Origin of the sequence: Neobacillus vireti, from assembly GCF_036962345.1 — a bacterium.
Lineage (GTDB): Bacteria > Bacillota > Bacilli > Bacillales > Cytobacillaceae > Neobacillus > Neobacillus vireti_A.
Genome location: NZ_JBALNB010000012.1, coordinates 299,675 through 316,024, shown reverse-complemented (window position 1 = coordinate 316,024; position 16,350 = coordinate 299,675). Strand labels below are relative to the sequence as shown.

Genomic DNA, 16,350 nt, shown 5'->3' with positions numbered 1-16,350 from the left:
ATCTTCTACTAATTTCCAGTAACTTCGTGTTATGATAATAGCAAATCCTTAAAACTACGAGGGAAAATGATGAATAAATCGGGACAAATCACTCTTGTATTAATATCTGTTTCATTTTCAGCTTTTCAAACCTTGGTGAAACATGATCGTTTTTTTACAATCGACTTTCTTATTTTCACTGGGATTGCTTGGATGGTTGGCTGGCAAATCGATCGAGCACGGTTCTATGAGAAACAAGCCCGTGCGAGTGAAGACAGTTATAAGCAACTAATTGATTCACTGCCAAGGGCCGTTATTATTCACCAAGATAACAAGGTAATCTATGTGAATAAGGAAGCCGTAACTATGATAGGGGCAAATCAGAAGGAAGAATTAATTGGAACCACTATTTATAACTATCTTTTTCCAGAATATAAGGACCGACTGATCGAACGTCTAAAACAAGTAAAAAAGGAAAAACTTCCCTTAACCAATATTGAATACAAATTTAAACGAGTGGATGGTTCTACATTTATTTATGAAGGTTCTTCAATGTACATTACATTTGGCGGAAGGGAAGCTATCCTTTCAATTGGAAAAGATATCACAGAAAGAAAAAAACAGACCGAACAATTACTGCAAAAATCGGAAAAATTAGCTCTTCTCGGTCAAATGGCTGCAGGGATCGCACATGAAATTCGTAATCCGCTCACCTCCATTAAAGGCTTCGTTCAATTATTCAAAACAGAAAAACATCAAGATGAATACTATGATATTGTGCTGTCAGAGCTTGACCGAATCAATGACATCGTAGGGGAATTTCTTGTTCTTGCCAAACCTACCGCGGCGGTTTTTACCGAAAGCGATGTGAAAGAATTAATCAAAGATGTTGTCATCTTAATTAATTCTCAGTCGATTTTAAACAATGTACAAATTTTCGTTGAATTCGAATGTGACTTGCCCAAAATAAGCTGTGAGGTAAATCAATTAAAGCAGGTCTTTTTAAATCTTTTAAAAAATGCAATCGATGCCATGCCGGACGGCGGGAACATAGATGTGAAGGTAAAGGCAAAGGCCGAAGGAAAGATTTCCATTCAGATTAGCGATCAGGGAATTGGTATCCCAAAGGAACGAATTCCGACACTAGGTGAACCCTTTTATACCACAAAGGAAAAAGGCACAGGCCTCGGCCTAATGACCTGTTATAAAATTATTGAAAGCCATAATGGTCAATTAATGATTTCTAGTGAAATAAATCAGGGCACCACCATTGAAATCATTTTGCCAACGATCACCCAGCCAGTATTTAGCCTTATATAATAAATTGAAGGAGCCTTCTTGAAAAGAGGGTTTCTTCTTTTTTTACAGCGATTTGTAGTAAAATAAACACCAAGGAGGGGAAGTAACAATTGAATTCGAGAGAAATTGTTTATTTAAGTAAGGGGCTGCCTAATAACAAAGTTTATAAAAATGAAGCCTATGTTTCTGGCATCTGGAAATTACCTTGTAATGAGCTTATTGTCGCCTATAATGAAATAAATGGCGATCAGGTTGCAAACCCTGAGTATCACGGTGGTTCTGATCGTGTCGTCTGCGTGTACCCTTTTGAACATTATTCACACTGGGAAAGTGAATTGGGTGAGGCCTTAACTCCTTCTGCATTCGGAGAAAATCTAACCGTCGCTGGTATGATGGAGGACCAAGTTTGTATTGGAGATGTCTTTCAAATAGGTGAGGCTGTTCTTCAGGTCTCTCAAGGTCGGTATCCCTGCTCCACCATTAATAAACGCAATAACAACAACCTTCTATTAAAAAAGATTATTAAAACAGGCTATACTGGGTATTTTTTAAGAGTACTGGAGGAAGGAAAAATAACGTCTAATTCCCAGATAAAAAAGCTGGTTTCACACCCTCAGCAAATCACCGTTTCCTCCATCCACCACCTCTACTTCCATGAATCTCCACCTTCTATGGAAAAAATCGAAAAAATATTGAGTGTGGATGAGTTAGCATTTAGTTGGAAAGAATACCTCCTTGATTTAAAAGAGAAACACCAGAAGTGAAGAAGGTCTATTAGAAAATAAGTCGAAAACGGTTAGGAAATATACTAGCCGTTTTCGACTTATTTCATATTTTCCAGGAAATTTTGTCGAGAAGCTTCTTTACCATTCCCTAAAAAGACCCCCTCTTCTCCTCACTGTAACCGATATTTATGGAAACTCAGGATAAAATACCTCATTCATAACAATTTTCGACAATTACTCAATACATAATATGGTAATATAGTCTTACTTTATTCGAGTTAATTAGAGATAAGACGATAATCTATTGATCATAGGAGTGTCTTGGATGGATTGGTTAGTCAGAAAAAAGTTCATGATTTATTTTACACTTTTTCATACTCTGGGATATTATGTATGGCTCTACTCCCCACACAAAGACCAAGCTGTGAAAACAATTGGCGAGAATATATTTTTACTAGCAGCCCCACTCACTGCATCAATCATTGTATATTTCGTATACAAAAGTTTGAAATCCCGTGAAAAGATTGTTTGGCTTTTGTTCTCACTTGGTATGTTCAGCAATTTATTGGCTGGTTTGACTAGCTGCTATTATGAATATGTTTTACATAATCAGGCACCATTTCCAGGATGGTCTGATCTCCTTTACATGTTCCAAATCGGATTTTACCTGCTCTCCTTTATTTACAAAATCCGGTTAAAAAATGAAAACCTGCACCTTGTAAAACTTATCATGGATACCTTTATTATTATGACTGTTGCGATTACTTTTAGCTGGCATTTCATTATTCATGATATTCTCGCTCAAATTACTTTTTCCAGTATTGCAGCTACAGGCTATCCTATCGGAGATTTGATTCTATTTTTTGGTGGAATCATTTTCTATTTAGGTTCGAAAAACTTTTTCCCGATGAAGGTTACTGCTTTTATTCTATTAAGCTTATTCATTCAAGTAATAGCGGATTCTATGCTTCTTTATTTAAACACAATGAATATACCTTTTTCTGAAATTCTATTACAACCTATATGGTCACTTTCCCTTTTATTAATGGGCATTGCTGGCACGCTTGCGGTTGGGGATAGTAAACGGAGCGAACAACCTGCCCCCCACAAAAATAAGATATATACTTTAACAGAATCGATTACTTTACCATTACTATTGCCTTATATAAGTGTGCTTCTTTTATTTATGGTAATGATTTTTCAAAATAAGGAGACAAAAGGATTAATTATTGGTTCAGCTGTCGCCATCCTGCTCGTAATCGTACGACATGTATCTACCTCTATAGAAAATCAATCATTGTTATCTAAGTACCATGACTTGACGGAGGAATTGGAGCTGAAAATCGGGGAAAGAACGGAGGAACTTAGTTCTAAAAATCGACAGCTGCTTTCAGCAGTCCGAAGAATGAAACATATGGCCTACCACGATGTGTTAAGCGGTCTCCCAAATAGAAGAATGTTTTTGGAACGATTGGTAACGGCAATGGATGAGGCCAAACGGAATCATTTTAAACTAGCCGTTATCTTCATTGATTTAGACCGTTTTAAAAACATTAATGATACACTTGGTCATGAATTTGGCGATTTACTTTTAAAACATGTTTCTACTCAAATGGCTAAGAGCGTACGCAAGATTGATACGATTTCTCGGCAAGGCGGGGATGAATTTACCATTCTCCTAAATCGTATCCGGGCGGAGGAGGATATTATCCCTTTGATTGAACGCATTCGGTCGATTGTTGCTAAGCCTATCACTATAGCGGGGCAGGAATTACATGTCTCAATGAGTATCGGTGTGGCATTTTATCCGAATGACGGAAAAAATACAGAAGAGTTAATGAAAAATGCGGATATGGCCATGTATCGTGCGAAGGAAGAAGGAAGGGATAATTACAAATTCTTTTCTATTGATATGAATAAAACCATATCAAGAAAAATGGCATTAGAAAATGGTCTGCGAAAAGCACTTAAAAATGATGAATTTGTTTTATATTATCAACCGCAGGTAAGTTTAATTACTGGGGAAATAGTTGGGGTTGAAACTTTAATACGGTGGAATACGATGGAAGCAGGACTGATTTCACCAAATCATTTTATACCTGTTGCAGAAGAATCCGGTCTTATCATCCCAATAGGGGAATGGGTACTCAATCAAGCTTGTATGCAGGGAAAAGCATGGCATGATTCAGGACATACTCATTTAAAGATTGCTGTCAATCTATCCCCTGTACAATTCCTTCATGATGACCTGGTTGGAATGGTAGTAAATGCTTTAAAGAAAACAGAATTTAATCCAAGCTTTTTGGAATTGGAAATTACGGAGGGCGTTGCTTTTACGGATGCAGAAGCAGCCATAAAAAAAATGCAGGCTTTAAGAGATTTAGGGGTAAGAATATCCATTGATGACTTCGGCACAGGATATTCCTCATTAGTTTATCTAAAAAGATTTCCAATTAACACTTTGAAAATCCCTAAACCATTTAATCAGGATATCATTAAAACCCCAAAGGATAAGGCTTTTGTAGAAACAATTATTCGTTTGGCACATAGTCTCGAGTTAACGGTGGTCGCGGAAGGAATTGAGACAATTGAACAGTGGCACTATCTAAAAGAACTCCAATGTGATGTGGTACAGGGCGACCTATATAGCAAACCGCTAACCGTAACCCAATTAAGTGCCATCGTTGAAAATAACAAAATAACAACGACCTCTTAACGTTAAGAAAAGCAATATCCAAATGCTTACATAAACTAAGACTTTTCAAACTACTACACACTAAGGAACAAAAAAGAACAGGTAGACATTTACTTTCCATAAATATGTATAAACCACTCTTTTTCGTAAACTCTATTTTTAAAGCATGTTAAAAGGAGACTAAATGGTGAATACATATGAAATAACAAACATGATCATTGATGATGATTTTGATAGTGAGGAATACGTGACCGCTGAGTTTACCTGCGATTTTAAGGATTACAGCATTACGTTTAAAAAGGCGGACCTTGAAATCATTAATTCCTGGGTATTTGAGGAAGAAACATCGCTTCCGGCAAATTTATCAGATACACTTATCGAATCTATTCGAGAAGATGTAAAAAAGAGAATATAATTTTTAATGCTGATTGGTATCTCCAGTCAGCATTTTTTTTGATATTTTAGCCTTCCGCAGATATATTTGAATATAAACAGATATATTTCATTTAACACAGATATATTTGGATTCTCGCAGATATCTGCCCGTTAGCCTTTTTAAGTCCAGTTAGATTAGCCATTTTTCTTGAATATTCACTAATGGAGGAAACGAAACTGAAAAAAATACTTAAACGAATATTTATATTTCTACTCTTGCTGTCTTTATTTATTTTTCTTAACAACAGTTCCATTTTTGCAAAGGATCGTAAAGGGGATCCTTTGCTTCTCGCACACCGCGGACTTGGACAAACGTTTAGTATGGAGGGCATTACGGGAGAAACATGTACAGCAGAGCGAATATACCCGCCTGAGCATCCTTATCTGGAAAATACCATTCCTTCCATGGAGGCAGCTTTTGAAAATGGCGCGGATGTCGTGGAATTGGATATTAAACCGACAAAAGATGGGCAATTTGCTGTTTTTCATGACTGGACGCTGGAATGCCGGACAAATGCCGAAGGAACGACGAAGGAATACACGATGGCAGAATTAAAGCAGCTCGATATTGGCTATGGTTATACAGCAGATAACGGAAAGACCTATCCTTTTCGCGGTAAGGGTGTGGGTCTCATGCCATCACTGGATGAAGTATTAACCCATTTTCCAGATGAATCATTACTCATTCATATTAAAAGTGATGACCCTGAGGAAGGAATCCAGCTTGCTGATGTACTCGCTAAACTGCCAGAAGACCGATTAAGTCAAATCACTGTTTATGGTGGTGACCAGCCGATTGCCGCGATAAAAGAAGAACTTCCAGACCTCCGCGTCATGTCGAAGGCGGCACTAAAAAGCTGTCTTCTCCCTTATATCGCTGTTGGCTGGACTGGATATATCCCATCCGCCTGCGAGAAAACACAATTGCATATTCCAGAAAAATATGGACCATGGTTATGGGGCTGGTCAGATAAATTCTTAAATCGAATGGACAGTGTCGATACGAGAGTGATTGTGGTTGCTGGTGATGGCGGTTGGTCAGAGGGCTTTGATACACCAGAGGATTTAGAAAGACTACCTGCCGACTATAACGGCGGGATTTGGACCAATCGGATTGATGAAATTGCACCCAATTTTAAATAAGATCTGTGAAGTGCTCGGTACTTACTATTAAAAAGCGCTCCTTTATTAAAGGAGCGCCATTTTTTTATAATTTTTTCACATACTCGGACTTTAAACTCATGGCACCAAAACCATCAATTTTACAGTCAATATTGTGATCCCCATCCACAAGCCGAATATTTTTTACCTTCGTACCTTGTTTTAGTGTCGATGAGCTTCCCTTTACTTTAAGGTCCTTGATAACCGTTACCGTATCTCCATCGCTTAATACATTACCATTTGCATCTTTAATAACTCTTTCTTCTTCTTCAGCAACAGCTTCTAAACTCCACTCATGACCGCATTCCGGACAGATCAAGAGACTTCCATCTTCATATGTATATTCAGAATTACATTTTGGACAATTTGGCAAATTAGACATGTTGTTTTTCCTCCTCTATCCTAAATATCTCATCCAAGTATAGTGGATTTCCCATAAAGATTCCACCTATTACAGTATTGTTCCACCAGTTCGGACAAAAGCATGGATTCATGAAGACCATTTACTCTTACTCTTTCAATTTTTGGGCTTCATGAACCTCTCATGAGGACCATATTCTCTCATTCTTCCATTTTTGGGCTTCATAAACCTCCCATGAGGACCATATTCTCTCATTCTTCCATTTTTGGGCTTCATGAACCTCTCATGAGGACCATATTCTCTCATTCTTCCATTTTTGGGCTTCATGAACCTCCCATGAGGACCACATTCTCCCACTCCATCATGTTTTGGGCTTCATGGTGACCACTTTATAAATATTGGTTCTCATGAACATAATGATGAAGCTTTCATACGAAATCAAAAAACTGAATTCAATTTGTTGACAATAAGTGAAATATGTATTATATTTATCTCGAATTAAAAATATATTATTTGATGATGTTTTAATTCAAAACAATTGGAAATAAAAAATCCTATATAGATTTATAAAAAACAACAAGGGGTGCACAGCATGGGTTTTTTAAACAAATTATTTGGTACAACAACTAAGGAGGAAGAAACAATGACAAACACTAAATTAAAAATCGGTATTATTTTAGGAAGCACACGTGATGGACGTGTAAGTCCACAAGTAGGCGAATGGGTAAAAGGAATCGCTGACCAACGCGGAGATGCAGATTATGAAATCGTAGATATCGCAGATTACAAACTACCATTCTTAGGTACCACAGATGGCTCAGAACCAGGAATCGCTGCTTGGAATCAAAAACTTGCAAGCTTAGACGGATTCGTATTCGTTGTTCAAGAATACAACCACAGCATTACAGGTGCATTAAAGAATGCTTTAGATTTCGCACGTGAAGCTTGGAATGACAAAGCTGCTGGTATCGTAAGCTATGGTTCAACTGGTGGAGCTCGTGCCGCTGAACACTTACGTGGAATCCTTGGTGAGTTAAAGGTTGCTGACGTTCGTACACATCCAACATTGTCATTATTCACAGACTTTGAAAACGGATCTGTCTTCAAACCAGCAGATTTACACCAAACAAATATGACTGCAATGCTTGACGAAGTAAACGCTTGGAGCGGCGCATTAAAAACAATCCGATAAAACAATTTGACCCTCGGCTATATTAGTCAGGGGTTTTCCAAAAGAACGCCAAAGTCTAAATCAGACTCTGGCGTTCTTTTGTTTTTTCCAATTTGTCCAAGCCTCTCCTTTCTACTTGCATATTTTATTTTTAAAGGATAATAAGTTTTTGAAAGGAGAATGGCAATTGTCAAAAGTTATCCATATGAATTTAAGAGTTGACCCGACTCAGTATATTCCTCAGATTCGCGATATTCCGGGCTATGATTATATCCATTTGGTCAGACAGCCTAAGTATATGGTTAATCTGCCTCTTCTCAATGAGAAGGTTCACTATTATAGTGAAATATTTTCACCAAAAGAATATGTACGAAAGAATGATGTCTCTCTTATCCACGCACACCATGGTCAATTAGGTCTTTTACTTCTACCCTTTAAAGAAGAAACCAACCTGCCGCTCGTCACCAGTTTCCGCGGACGAGATGCAACCCTTGCCAATCAGCCCTTAGGCTATTTAGACGGCATGAAAATGCTTTTTGAACAAGGAGAACAATTTTTCCCTGTGTGTCAGTATTTAGCACAGCGAATTAATCTTTGGGGATGTCCAGCTGATAAAATCAGAGTTCTATATGGCGGTGTCGACCTTGACCTTTTTCCATTTAAACCACGAACATCCCAAGGCACACAAAACATCATTTCCATTGGAAGATTAGTAGAAAAGAAAGGTCACCATGTTCTTATGCAGGCATTTAAAAAGATTAAAGCTAAATTTCCAAAGGCCACATTGACCATTATTGGCGGCGGTGAATTAGAAGGTCTGCTTAAATCGTTTGCCGCACACTTAAATTTAGGCACGTCCTTTCAGTTATTAAATCGCGTTCCAAAAAGCCAAATCCCTGAATTAATGGCACAAGCTGACCTTTTCTGTGCACCCAGCTTAACTTCTTCAAATGGGGATGTGGAAGGAATTCCAAATACAATAAAAGAGGCGATGGCAACGGGTATTCCCGTCCTCACCACCAACCATGCTGGTATTCCGGAAATTATCACCAATAACAAAGACGGAATTTTAGTAAGGGAAAACGATGTTGACCATCTAGCGCAGGCATTAGAATTTATGTTACTGAATCGCAACAAATGGGAAAGCTATGTCCTTTCTGCACGCCAAAAAGTAGAGCAGAACTTTGACCAGAAAAAGCAGCTCTTACTTCAAGCCAATTATTATGATGAGTTGTTAGGGGGATCAAAATGACAGATTTTAGATCCATTCAAGTAACCAAGGGAATCAAAACCTTAGAGATTGTTAACCCCACTAGCTATCCTTTAATCGGAATGGGTGCACAAGGAGCCGTCTTTAAACTTTCAGAGGATCGTTGTGTAAAAATATACACCAATCCGCTTCAAGCCAAAATGGAAATGGAAGCATTGAACGCAGGAAAGAGCTTACCTTTTTTCCCGCGGCTTTATGAATATGGGGAAAATTATAACGTCATTGACTACTTTAATGCTCCTACCTTAAAGGAATATCTCCGGAATTGCACCCATATGCCGGAATCTATTGCAAGGAAACTCTTACACATTTTAGGCGAAATGAAAAAAGCAAAATTCACGATGGTTGATGCCCCGCTAAGGCATATTTTTGTTCTTAAAAATGAAGACCTAAAACTAATTGACCACGTGAATGCCTTCAAGCGAATTCACCCCGTTCCGTTAAAATTATTGCGAGATTTAAATATGATGCTGCTAAAGGAATCCTTCCTATCCTGGGTTAAAAAGCTTGAACCAGAGACCTATGAAATGTGGCAGAGGTATTTTAATGAAAACAAAATGGATTATCGAAATATTCCGGTCGATCCGGGAGGAGATGGTGAGGGAGTAAAAGTAGACAGCGCCATCTCACAAACCTTAATTGGAGCAGGTCACCAAGGGGCAGTCTATCGGGTTTCAGAGAATCGGTGCGTGAAAATCTATCCGAAACCGCAGCATTGCAAACAAGAAAAAGATGTTCTCCTATCTCATCAAAAACTTTCCTTTATTCCAAAGGTCTATGAAACAGGAGAAAATTATGTGGTCATGGAATATTTAAGCGGACCTGACCTAAATACCTTTCTAAAAAAACAAACTACCCTTCCACCTGTTGTGACACAACTTTTACTAAAGATTTTAACATCCCAAAAACAATCAGGATTCAAACAAATTGATGCGCCATTACGGCATGTGTTTGTAACCAAAAGCGGATTTAAAATGGTTGACCATGTATACTCATACTCTCGAATACAAAATCGACCATTAGAGCTATTTCAAAATCTACACGAAAGAGGGTTCCTTGATGCCTTCCTAGAGCAAGTAAAGGTTCTTGATCCTGCCACACATGCAGAATGGACAAAAACACCGATCCCACTCACAGATGAAGAAGCTCAATTAGAAATCATCAACATTGAAGGAAAAGCAGAGCCAAACCATAAAAAAGGGCGTGAGCATAAAAAGGGATATGATCGTAAGAAGGGACGTGACCGCAACAAAGATCGTGATCGCAAAAAAGGGAAGGACAATGGGAAGGATCGTAACCATAAAAAAGGGCAGGATCGTGATCAGGACCACCGCGGCAAAAAAGACGATGATAAAAAGAATCGCAAACAAAACAAAGAGCATGGTAATGAGAACGACCGTAAAAAAGGATCCGGTAAGAGAAAATGAACATTCTAGTGACAGGTGCGGCAGGTTTCATTGGGTTTCATCTTACCAAACGGTTATTGGATCTCAATTATCATGTCATTGGTGTGGACAACCTAAATGAATATTATGATGTTGAGTTAAAGAAAAGCCGTTTACAATTGGTAGAGGGGAATGAAAAGTTCCAATTTCACAAAATTGATTTGGCTGATTACGATTCATTAGCAAAACTTTTTAAGAATCAATCAATCCCGATAGTGATTCATTTAGCAGCTCAAGCTGGAGTCCGGTACAGTCTTACCCATCCACAATCTTATGTTCATTCAAACTTAGCTGGTTTTGTAAATATTCTTGAGGCATGCAGACATCATCAAGTGAAGCACTTACTCTACGCATCGTCCAGTTCCGTTTATGGAGCTAATACAAAAACCCCCTTCTCTACCCTAGACTCTGTGGACCATCCGGTAAGTATTTATGCAGCTACAAAAAAGTCGAATGAGTTAATGGCACACACATACAGCCACTTATTCAATCTTCCCACCACCGGTCTTCGCTTTTTTACGGTCTATGGCCCGTGGGGAAGACCCGATATGGCCTACTATTCCTTTACAAAAGATATTATTGAAGGAAACACAATTAACGTTTATAACAATGGCGATTTGCGGAGAGATTTCACGTATATTGATGATATTGTCGAAGGTATCATCAAACTGCTCGATCATCCTCCAGTACCTGACACAAACAGAATCCCCGACCCTAGTACGAGTCATGCTCCCTTCAAAATCTACAATATCGGCAACCATAACCCCGTTAGATTAATGGATTTTATTAATACGTTAGAGAATCTAATAGGCAAAAAAGCTAAAATTGACTTCCTTCCAATGCAGCCGGGGGACGTAAAAGAGACCTACGCGGATATAACCGATCTGCAGAAGGCAACAGGGTTCTCTCCTGCAACCCCATTAGAAAAAGGGTTAGGTCAGTTCGTAGAATGGTATAAAAAGTATAACTCTTAAAAAGCAATCCCCTCTTTGTTAGAGGGGATTTTTGTTTCGGGCAAGTGGCTGGCTTCTACTTCACCCGAATTGTTTCTTCACAAAAGTTCGGGCACATAGAAAAAATTCTAAATGCCCTTAACTGTTTCGCTAGAATTCCTCTTTGGAAAGGTACTTTAAGGTTTTATAATTCCTTGCTCTTTTGCCTTAAACACTGCTTTATGCCTTCCCGTCACATCTAATTTAGAATAAATATTGGAAATATAATTCTTCACTGTCCCTTCCGTTAAGAAAAACTTCCTTGCTATCTCACGGTTGGATAAACCATTGGAAAGTTCGTTTAAAACCTCAATTTCTCTTTCCGTAAGTCCAAAATGGTTCTTTTTACTTTTATACTCTACTTCTTTTCCAGAGGGTTGAATCCACTGGGTTATCAATTGCTTGGCAATCTCCTGGGTAATCAGTGTTCCACCGTGATGAACAAGTCTAATTCCTGCTGCAAGATCCTTAGGATGAATGGCTTTTAATAAATATCCCTCTGCTCCCGCAGCCAACGCCTCTCTGACATACCCTAATTCCTCAAATGTTGTTAAAATCATCACCTTAACACTAGGAAATTCCCTTTTTATATAAGCCGTTGCCTCTACTCCATTCATGAGCGGCATATGTATATCCATCAGCACTACATCAGGAGAAAGCATTTCCGTTGAATCAATGGCTCTTTTTCCGTTTTCAGCTGTACCGACGATCTCAAAGTCTGCTTCCCCACCGAGTACAATAGCAAGGCTCGCGGTAATCAGCTCTTGGTCATCCACAATTAACACTTTTATCATCCTAAGTAAGCTCCTCCCTCAAACGGTTTACCATTACAGGTAAAAAACAACTCACAACCGTCCCCTCATTTGTACTCGACTTTATGTGTATATTTCCTTGGAGCGATTCCAGGCGCTCTTTCATTCCGCTAAGACCAAATCCATATTTTATATCACTCATTCCCTTGCCATTATCTTTAATTGTCAGGATTACCTTTTCGGGCTCTTCCTTTAGCGTTATCACAATTTCATTTGCATGCCCATGACGAATAGCATTGGTTAATGACTCTTGAAGACAGCGAATCAGGGTAATAGTTCCTTGAGAGGATATACTCATTTCTTTTGGTCCTGAATGCTCAAAATGAATCACTGTTTTCGTATGAAGCGCAAAATCATCGGCAATCTTTTTCAACTGGGAAGATAATTCCTCTCTATCTTCACTCGGCGAAATCTGATGAATTTGCGTTCTAATTTCTCCTAATGATTTTCTCATCACATCGCTTAACATATTCACTTGTTCCTGCGCTTGTTCCGGGGATGTTTTCATTAAAAACGATGCGGCATCAAGCCCCATAATGACGGAGGTAAAGGTGTGCCCAACCGTATCATGAAGATCTCGTGCCAGCCGGTTTCTTTCCTCCAATAAAGTGACTTTTTCAATCTGCTTGGCATATTCCTCTAAAAGTTGATTTTGCCTCCGGTTTTCTTCTAGAAGTAACTGAGTTTTCTTCTCCGCTTCAATGACTTTCGCTACAGAAATACCGATACCAAAAAAGAAGAATCCATCAATAACACCCAAACCTAAATGATCTAATCCGACTGCCAGTACGGCCAGAAATGGAACAACGGAAAATCCCGACCAAAGAAGCCATCGCACCGAACCAGGCTTGCTGTAAATTCCGGCACAGAGTGCAGGATAGGCCAAGAAAGATGAATACTCTCCTAATAAATAGCAGCCGACAATTAAGAACAATCCGCTAAATATTAATTCTAGTAAAGGATAGTTTTTAACAGCTAAACTATCCACCTTATATCCAGACCACTGTGGAATAAGGAACGCTGCAAAAAACAAAGGCAGAATCAGCCAAAAGAACGGCCGCGAGGCTAGAAATATAGCCATGAACAATAAATGAAAAACGAACCAGCCGATTCTTGTAATTTGCGCCGTTTTATATACCCAATGAGTTTCATTTCGAATTGGCAGCATATAGAGCACCTTCATTTTTATGAATTTTATCTATACTATATTCCACACACAATTCCCTTTCACCTTTTGCAATAAATCCTGAGGTCATAAAAAGTCATATGACCCCCTTATGACGAAGTTCACTTTTAGGTATGACCGCTTCTCGTAGATAATGAGGATACAAATTGAAGAAAAAAGGGGAAATAAAAATGAAGAATTTTTTATATCGACATGGTTTGGTGCTGTTTCTTGTAGTTATGATTGGCAGAGGATTAATCGGAATGTTTGCAGTAAAGGGGATTCAATCTATTAATCCAGCACTTACAATCGAGAAGGATTTAGGCTGGTTAATCATGCTGATTTATGCAACTTGCGTTATCTTGGTAGTGAAATGGGTAAAAATTTACAAAGAGATTGGTTTAACCAAGCCATCTTCTCTTAAAGATTGGTATGTTTGGTTACCAACTCTAATTATCCCAATTACATTGGCATTCTATTTGGGCTTTAATTCTACCTTGGGGCATATTCCACTCTTACTTATTGCAGCTACAGGCGTTGCGGTTAATGAAGAAATACTATTCAGAGGAATTCTACTCCGAACTATTTTACCATTTGGAAAGGCATTCGCGGTCATTGTTCCATCGCTATTATTTGGAATTTCACACCTTGGTAATATCTTTGTCGGCGGTGATCTAACATACGGACTATTCCAATTTGGATGGACATTTTTCGCTGGTATGGCATTAACAGCAATGGTTTTAGCAAATAAAAGCTTACTCCCGGCCATCGCCTTCCACTTTGTTTTGGATGCGATAGAGTATGGGGCAACAGGAGCATACGGCGTGCATAGCACAGAATATTCAATTCAATGGTTAAGTATTTTCCTTTTACTCAACTTAGTATTTTTCCTATACTCGCTATATTTATTAAAAACGTCAAAAACAAACCAGCACCAGATTAAATTTGCCAGCACATCGACTAGGTAGTCTATAAGAAAGAGGATGACTCAAAAATGGAGTCATCCTCTTCTTTAAACAAACCAATTATTAGAAAACAATTGTTTTATTTTCGTGGACAATAATCCGATCTTCAATATGCCACTTTACTGCCCGTGCCAAAACACTTCTTTCTATTCTGCGTCCAATTTTTTTCAAATTGTCAACATCATCATGATGACCAACGCGGGCAATATCCTGTTCAATAATCGGACCTTCATCAAGGTCATTGGTTACATAATGGGAGGTTGCCCCAATTAGTTTTACACCACGGGCATGTGCTCGTTCATAGGGTCTTGCCCCGACAAAAGCAGGTAAAAAGGAATGATGAATATTAATGATTTTGTTTGGATTCGCAGCCACAAAATCAGACGTTAAAATTTGCATATAGCGGGCCAATATCACCAAATCAATCTCATAGTCTTTTAATAATTGAAGCTGCTGGGCTTCTACCTGGGCACGAATATCTTTATTTGCTGGAATATAATAAAACGGAATGTTCAAGCTTTCAACGGCATCTCTTGCTTCCTCATGATTACTGATTACAAGGGCAATATCCGCCATTAAATCCCCGCTTTGCCATTCCCATAACAGCTCGAGCAGACAGTGAAGTTCCTTTGATACAAAGATAGCAGCCTTTTTCACTTGATACACATGAGTTAATTTCCAAACCATCGAGAACTGCTCAGCAATAGCCGCAAACTGCCCTTCCATATCCTTCGCCTTTTCCTTTAATCCCGGGCATTCAAATTCAATCCGGATAAAAAATATTCCACCTTCTGGGTTGGTTGAATACTGGCTGGATTCAATGATATTCGCTTGATAAGAAAACAAAAAGTTTGAGATGGCTGAAACAATACCAGGCTGGTCTGGGCAGCTCACAAGCAGACGGCCGCGGTTTTGATTTACCTGCTGAAAAGATTGTATTTGGTCCTTTATATATGAATTCATTGTTCTATCTCCTCTATTATTATTAGAAAAGATTATACAGCAGACAGCCCATTTAAGCGAAGACTTTTCAAAAAATTTCACAAATTCGATTTCACAAGAGAATAATGGTAAAATTTTTTTTAATAAGGAGGTTTTGCGATATGAAGATTGCTTTCATTTCTGATATTCATGGCAATGCCATTGCACTGGAGGGTGTTCTCAAAGATATCGAAAATCTAGGGATTGATAAGATTTATGTGCTAGGAGATATTTGTTACCGTGGGCCGGAGCCGAAACGCTCCCTTGATTTAGTCCGCTCTTTACATACAGAGGTAATTAAAGGAAATGCCGATGAATGGGTAGTGCGCGGTGTTCGTGAGGGGGAAGTCCCCGATAAAGCATTGGCATTAATGAACCTTGAACGAGAATGGATTGTTCAGAAGCTAGAACCAGCTGACATTCGTTATTTAGAGAATTTGCCCACTCACTTAAACTTTACCATTGAGGACGTTGAAATCTCTGCCTTCCACGCAACTCCAACAAGTTTATTTGATGTTATAACGCCCAACGCAGATGACAACCAAATTGAAACGAGTTTAATGCAGGAAGCCAATGCCCAAATCTATGTTTATGCACATATCCACAAGCCCTATATTCGGTATCTAAATGGCAAAATAATTATGAATATCGGCAGTGTAGGGTTGCCATTTGATGGACTAACAAAGTCATCCTATGGACTAGTGGAAATCGCGGATGGTCATGTAACGACATCGATTAGAAGGGTCAGTTATGACCGCGAACGTGTCATCACACTCTATAACGAAGGTAATTACCCAAATGCCGAAATGATGAGTAACGTGATTCGAAGTGCAAGAATTTAGGGAAAAACGCTGCTGACTATAATTGCAGGTGTTTGCTTTGACTTTACTTAAT

At 38.7% G+C, this 16,350-nt stretch carries 16 protein-coding genes; 11 read left to right on the top strand and 5 right to left on the bottom strand.

The window, feature by feature from the left end:
- Positions 1 to 69 precede the first annotated feature (69 nt).
- The 5 genes from V7108_RS15950 to V7108_RS15930 all read left to right on the top strand — a co-directional run bounded on the left by V7108_RS15950 (position 70) and on the right by V7108_RS15930 (position 6,276).
- Positions 70 to 1,299: an ATP-binding protein gene (locus V7108_RS15950; protein WP_335516545.1), complete on the top strand. Its 1,230-nt coding sequence runs from the start codon at positions 70 to 72 to the stop codon at positions 1,297 to 1,299.
- Between the two features lie 89 nt (positions 1,300 to 1,388).
- Positions 1,389 to 2,042 carry an MOSC domain-containing protein gene (locus V7108_RS15945; RefSeq protein ID WP_335516548.1) on the top strand — a complete coding sequence of 218 codons (654 nt, stop codon included), beginning with the start codon at positions 1,389 to 1,391 and terminating at the stop codon, positions 2,040 to 2,042.
- A gap of 286 nt (positions 2,043 to 2,328) precedes the next feature.
- The gene (locus tag V7108_RS15940; protein ID WP_335516552.1) at positions 2,329 to 4,719 is read left to right on the top strand and encodes a DUF4084 domain-containing protein; all 2,391 of its coding nucleotides are present in this window, start codon (positions 2,329 to 2,331) and stop codon (positions 4,717 to 4,719) included.
- A 163-nt stretch (positions 4,720 to 4,882) separates the two neighbouring features.
- Positions 4,883 to 5,113 carry a hypothetical protein gene (locus tag V7108_RS15935; protein ID WP_335516555.1) on the top strand — a complete coding sequence of 77 codons (231 nt, stop codon included), beginning with the start codon at positions 4,883 to 4,885 and terminating at the stop codon, positions 5,111 to 5,113.
- A gap of 182 nt (positions 5,114 to 5,295) precedes the next feature.
- A complete protein-coding gene (locus tag V7108_RS15930) occupies positions 5,296 to 6,276 on the top strand; it encodes a glycerophosphodiester phosphodiesterase family protein (RefSeq protein WP_335516558.1) in 981 nt (326 codons plus the stop codon).
- A 64-nt stretch (positions 6,277 to 6,340) separates the two neighbouring features.
- Here the strand turns inward: V7108_RS15930 and V7108_RS15925 are convergent, their stop codons facing one another.
- Both V7108_RS15925 and V7108_RS15920 read right to left on the bottom strand, forming a co-directional pair.
- On the bottom strand, positions 6,341 to 6,676 hold the full coding sequence (locus V7108_RS15925; protein WP_335516561.1) for a zinc ribbon domain-containing protein YjdM: 336 nt from the start codon (positions 6,674 to 6,676) through the stop codon (positions 6,341 to 6,343).
- Between the two features lie 135 nt (positions 6,677 to 6,811).
- Positions 6,812 to 6,982, bottom strand: a complete 171-nt coding sequence (locus V7108_RS15920; protein ID WP_335568819.1) for a hypothetical protein — start codon at positions 6,980 to 6,982, stop codon at positions 6,812 to 6,814.
- 265 nt (positions 6,983 to 7,247) lie between these two features.
- On the opposite strand from V7108_RS15920, the gene V7108_RS15915 reads away from it, so the two are divergent.
- The 4 genes from V7108_RS15915 (at position 7,248) to V7108_RS15900 (ending at position 11,515) form a co-directional block, all read left to right on the top strand.
- Positions 7,248 to 7,847: an NADPH-dependent FMN reductase gene (locus tag V7108_RS15915; protein WP_335514723.1), complete on the top strand. Its 600-nt coding sequence runs from the start codon at positions 7,248 to 7,250 to the stop codon at positions 7,845 to 7,847.
- Positions 7,848 to 8,013: 166 nt separating this feature from the next.
- On the top strand, positions 8,014 to 9,078 hold the full coding sequence (locus V7108_RS15910; protein WP_335568818.1) for a glycosyltransferase: 1,065 nt from the start codon (positions 8,014 to 8,016) through the stop codon (positions 9,076 to 9,078).
- Complete coding sequence (locus V7108_RS15905) at positions 9,075 to 10,523, top strand: hypothetical protein (protein WP_335568817.1); 1,449 nt, start codon at positions 9,075 to 9,077, stop codon at positions 10,521 to 10,523. The genes V7108_RS15910 and V7108_RS15905 overlap by 4 nt, the downstream gene beginning before the upstream one ends.
- Entirely contained in the window at positions 10,520 to 11,515 is a 996-nt protein-coding gene (locus V7108_RS15900; RefSeq protein WP_335568816.1) for an NAD-dependent epimerase, read from the top strand. The genes V7108_RS15905 and V7108_RS15900 overlap by 4 nt, the downstream gene beginning before the upstream one ends.
- Before the next feature lie 155 nt (positions 11,516 to 11,670).
- Here V7108_RS15900 and V7108_RS15895 read toward each other — a convergent pair whose 3' ends face one another.
- Both V7108_RS15895 and V7108_RS15890 read right to left on the bottom strand, forming a co-directional pair.
- A complete protein-coding gene (locus tag V7108_RS15895) occupies positions 11,671 to 12,327 on the bottom strand; it encodes a response regulator transcription factor (RefSeq protein WP_335568815.1) in 657 nt (218 codons plus the stop codon).
- 1 nt (position 12,328) lies between these two features.
- Complete coding sequence (locus V7108_RS15890) at positions 12,329 to 13,513, bottom strand: sensor histidine kinase (protein ID WP_335568814.1); 1,185 nt, start codon at positions 13,511 to 13,513, stop codon at positions 12,329 to 12,331.
- Between the two features lie 188 nt (positions 13,514 to 13,701).
- On the opposite strand from V7108_RS15890, the gene V7108_RS15885 reads away from it, so the two are divergent.
- The gene (locus V7108_RS15885; protein WP_335568813.1) at positions 13,702 to 14,478 is read left to right on the top strand and encodes a CPBP family intramembrane glutamic endopeptidase; all 777 of its coding nucleotides are present in this window, start codon (positions 13,702 to 13,704) and stop codon (positions 14,476 to 14,478) included.
- A 60-nt stretch (positions 14,479 to 14,538) separates the two neighbouring features.
- Here V7108_RS15885 and purU read toward each other — a convergent pair whose 3' ends face one another.
- Positions 14,539 to 15,438 carry a formyltetrahydrofolate deformylase gene (gene purU / locus V7108_RS15880; protein ID WP_335568812.1) on the bottom strand — a complete coding sequence of 300 codons (900 nt, stop codon included), beginning with the start codon at positions 15,436 to 15,438 and terminating at the stop codon, positions 14,539 to 14,541.
- A gap of 140 nt (positions 15,439 to 15,578) precedes the next feature.
- Between purU and V7108_RS15875 the strand changes: the two genes are divergently transcribed.
- On the top strand, positions 15,579 to 16,298 hold the full coding sequence (locus V7108_RS15875) for a metallophosphoesterase family protein (RefSeq protein WP_335568811.1): 720 nt from the start codon (positions 15,579 to 15,581) through the stop codon (positions 16,296 to 16,298).
- The last annotated feature ends 52 nt before the right edge of the window (positions 16,299 to 16,350 follow it).

Excerpts from the sequence above, each read along its gene's own strand:
- V7108_RS15920 (WP_335568819.1), bottom strand. The coding sequence starts at position 6,982 with ATGAAGCCCAAAAATGGAAGAATGAGAGAATATGGTCCTCATGAGAGG.
- V7108_RS15940 (WP_335516552.1), top strand. The coding sequence starts at position 2,329 with ATGGATTGGTTAGTCAGAAAAAAGTTCATGATTTATTTTACACTTTTT.
- V7108_RS15875 (WP_335568811.1), top strand. The coding sequence starts at position 15,579 with ATGAAGATTGCTTTCATTTCTGATATTCATGGCAATGCCATTGCACTG.
- V7108_RS15915 (WP_335514723.1), top strand. The coding sequence starts at position 7,248 with ATGGGTTTTTTAAACAAATTATTTGGTACAACAACTAAGGAGGAAGAA.
- V7108_RS15930 (WP_335516558.1), top strand. The coding sequence starts at position 5,296 with ATGGAGGAAACGAAACTGAAAAAAATACTTAAACGAATATTTATATTT.
- V7108_RS15885 (WP_335568813.1), top strand. The coding sequence starts at position 13,702 with ATGAAGAATTTTTTATATCGACATGGTTTGGTGCTGTTTCTTGTAGTT.
- purU (WP_335568812.1), bottom strand. The coding sequence starts at position 15,438 with ATGAATTCATATATAAAGGACCAAATACAATCTTTTCAGCAGGTAAAT.
- V7108_RS15925 (WP_335516561.1), bottom strand. The coding sequence starts at position 6,676 with ATGTCTAATTTGCCAAATTGTCCAAAATGTAATTCTGAATATACATAT.
- V7108_RS15905 (WP_335568817.1), top strand. The coding sequence starts at position 9,075 with ATGACAGATTTTAGATCCATTCAAGTAACCAAGGGAATCAAAACCTTA.
- V7108_RS15895 (WP_335568815.1), bottom strand. The coding sequence starts at position 12,327 with ATGATAAAAGTGTTAATTGTGGATGACCAAGAGCTGATTACCGCGAGC.
- V7108_RS15950 (WP_335516545.1), top strand. The coding sequence starts at position 70 with ATGAATAAATCGGGACAAATCACTCTTGTATTAATATCTGTTTCATTT.
- V7108_RS15900 (WP_335568816.1), top strand. The coding sequence starts at position 10,520 with ATGAACATTCTAGTGACAGGTGCGGCAGGTTTCATTGGGTTTCATCTT.
- V7108_RS15935 (WP_335516555.1), top strand. The coding sequence starts at position 4,883 with ATGGTGAATACATATGAAATAACAAACATGATCATTGATGATGATTTT.
- V7108_RS15890 (WP_335568814.1), bottom strand. The coding sequence starts at position 13,513 with ATGCTGCCAATTCGAAATGAAACTCATTGGGTATATAAAACGGCGCAA.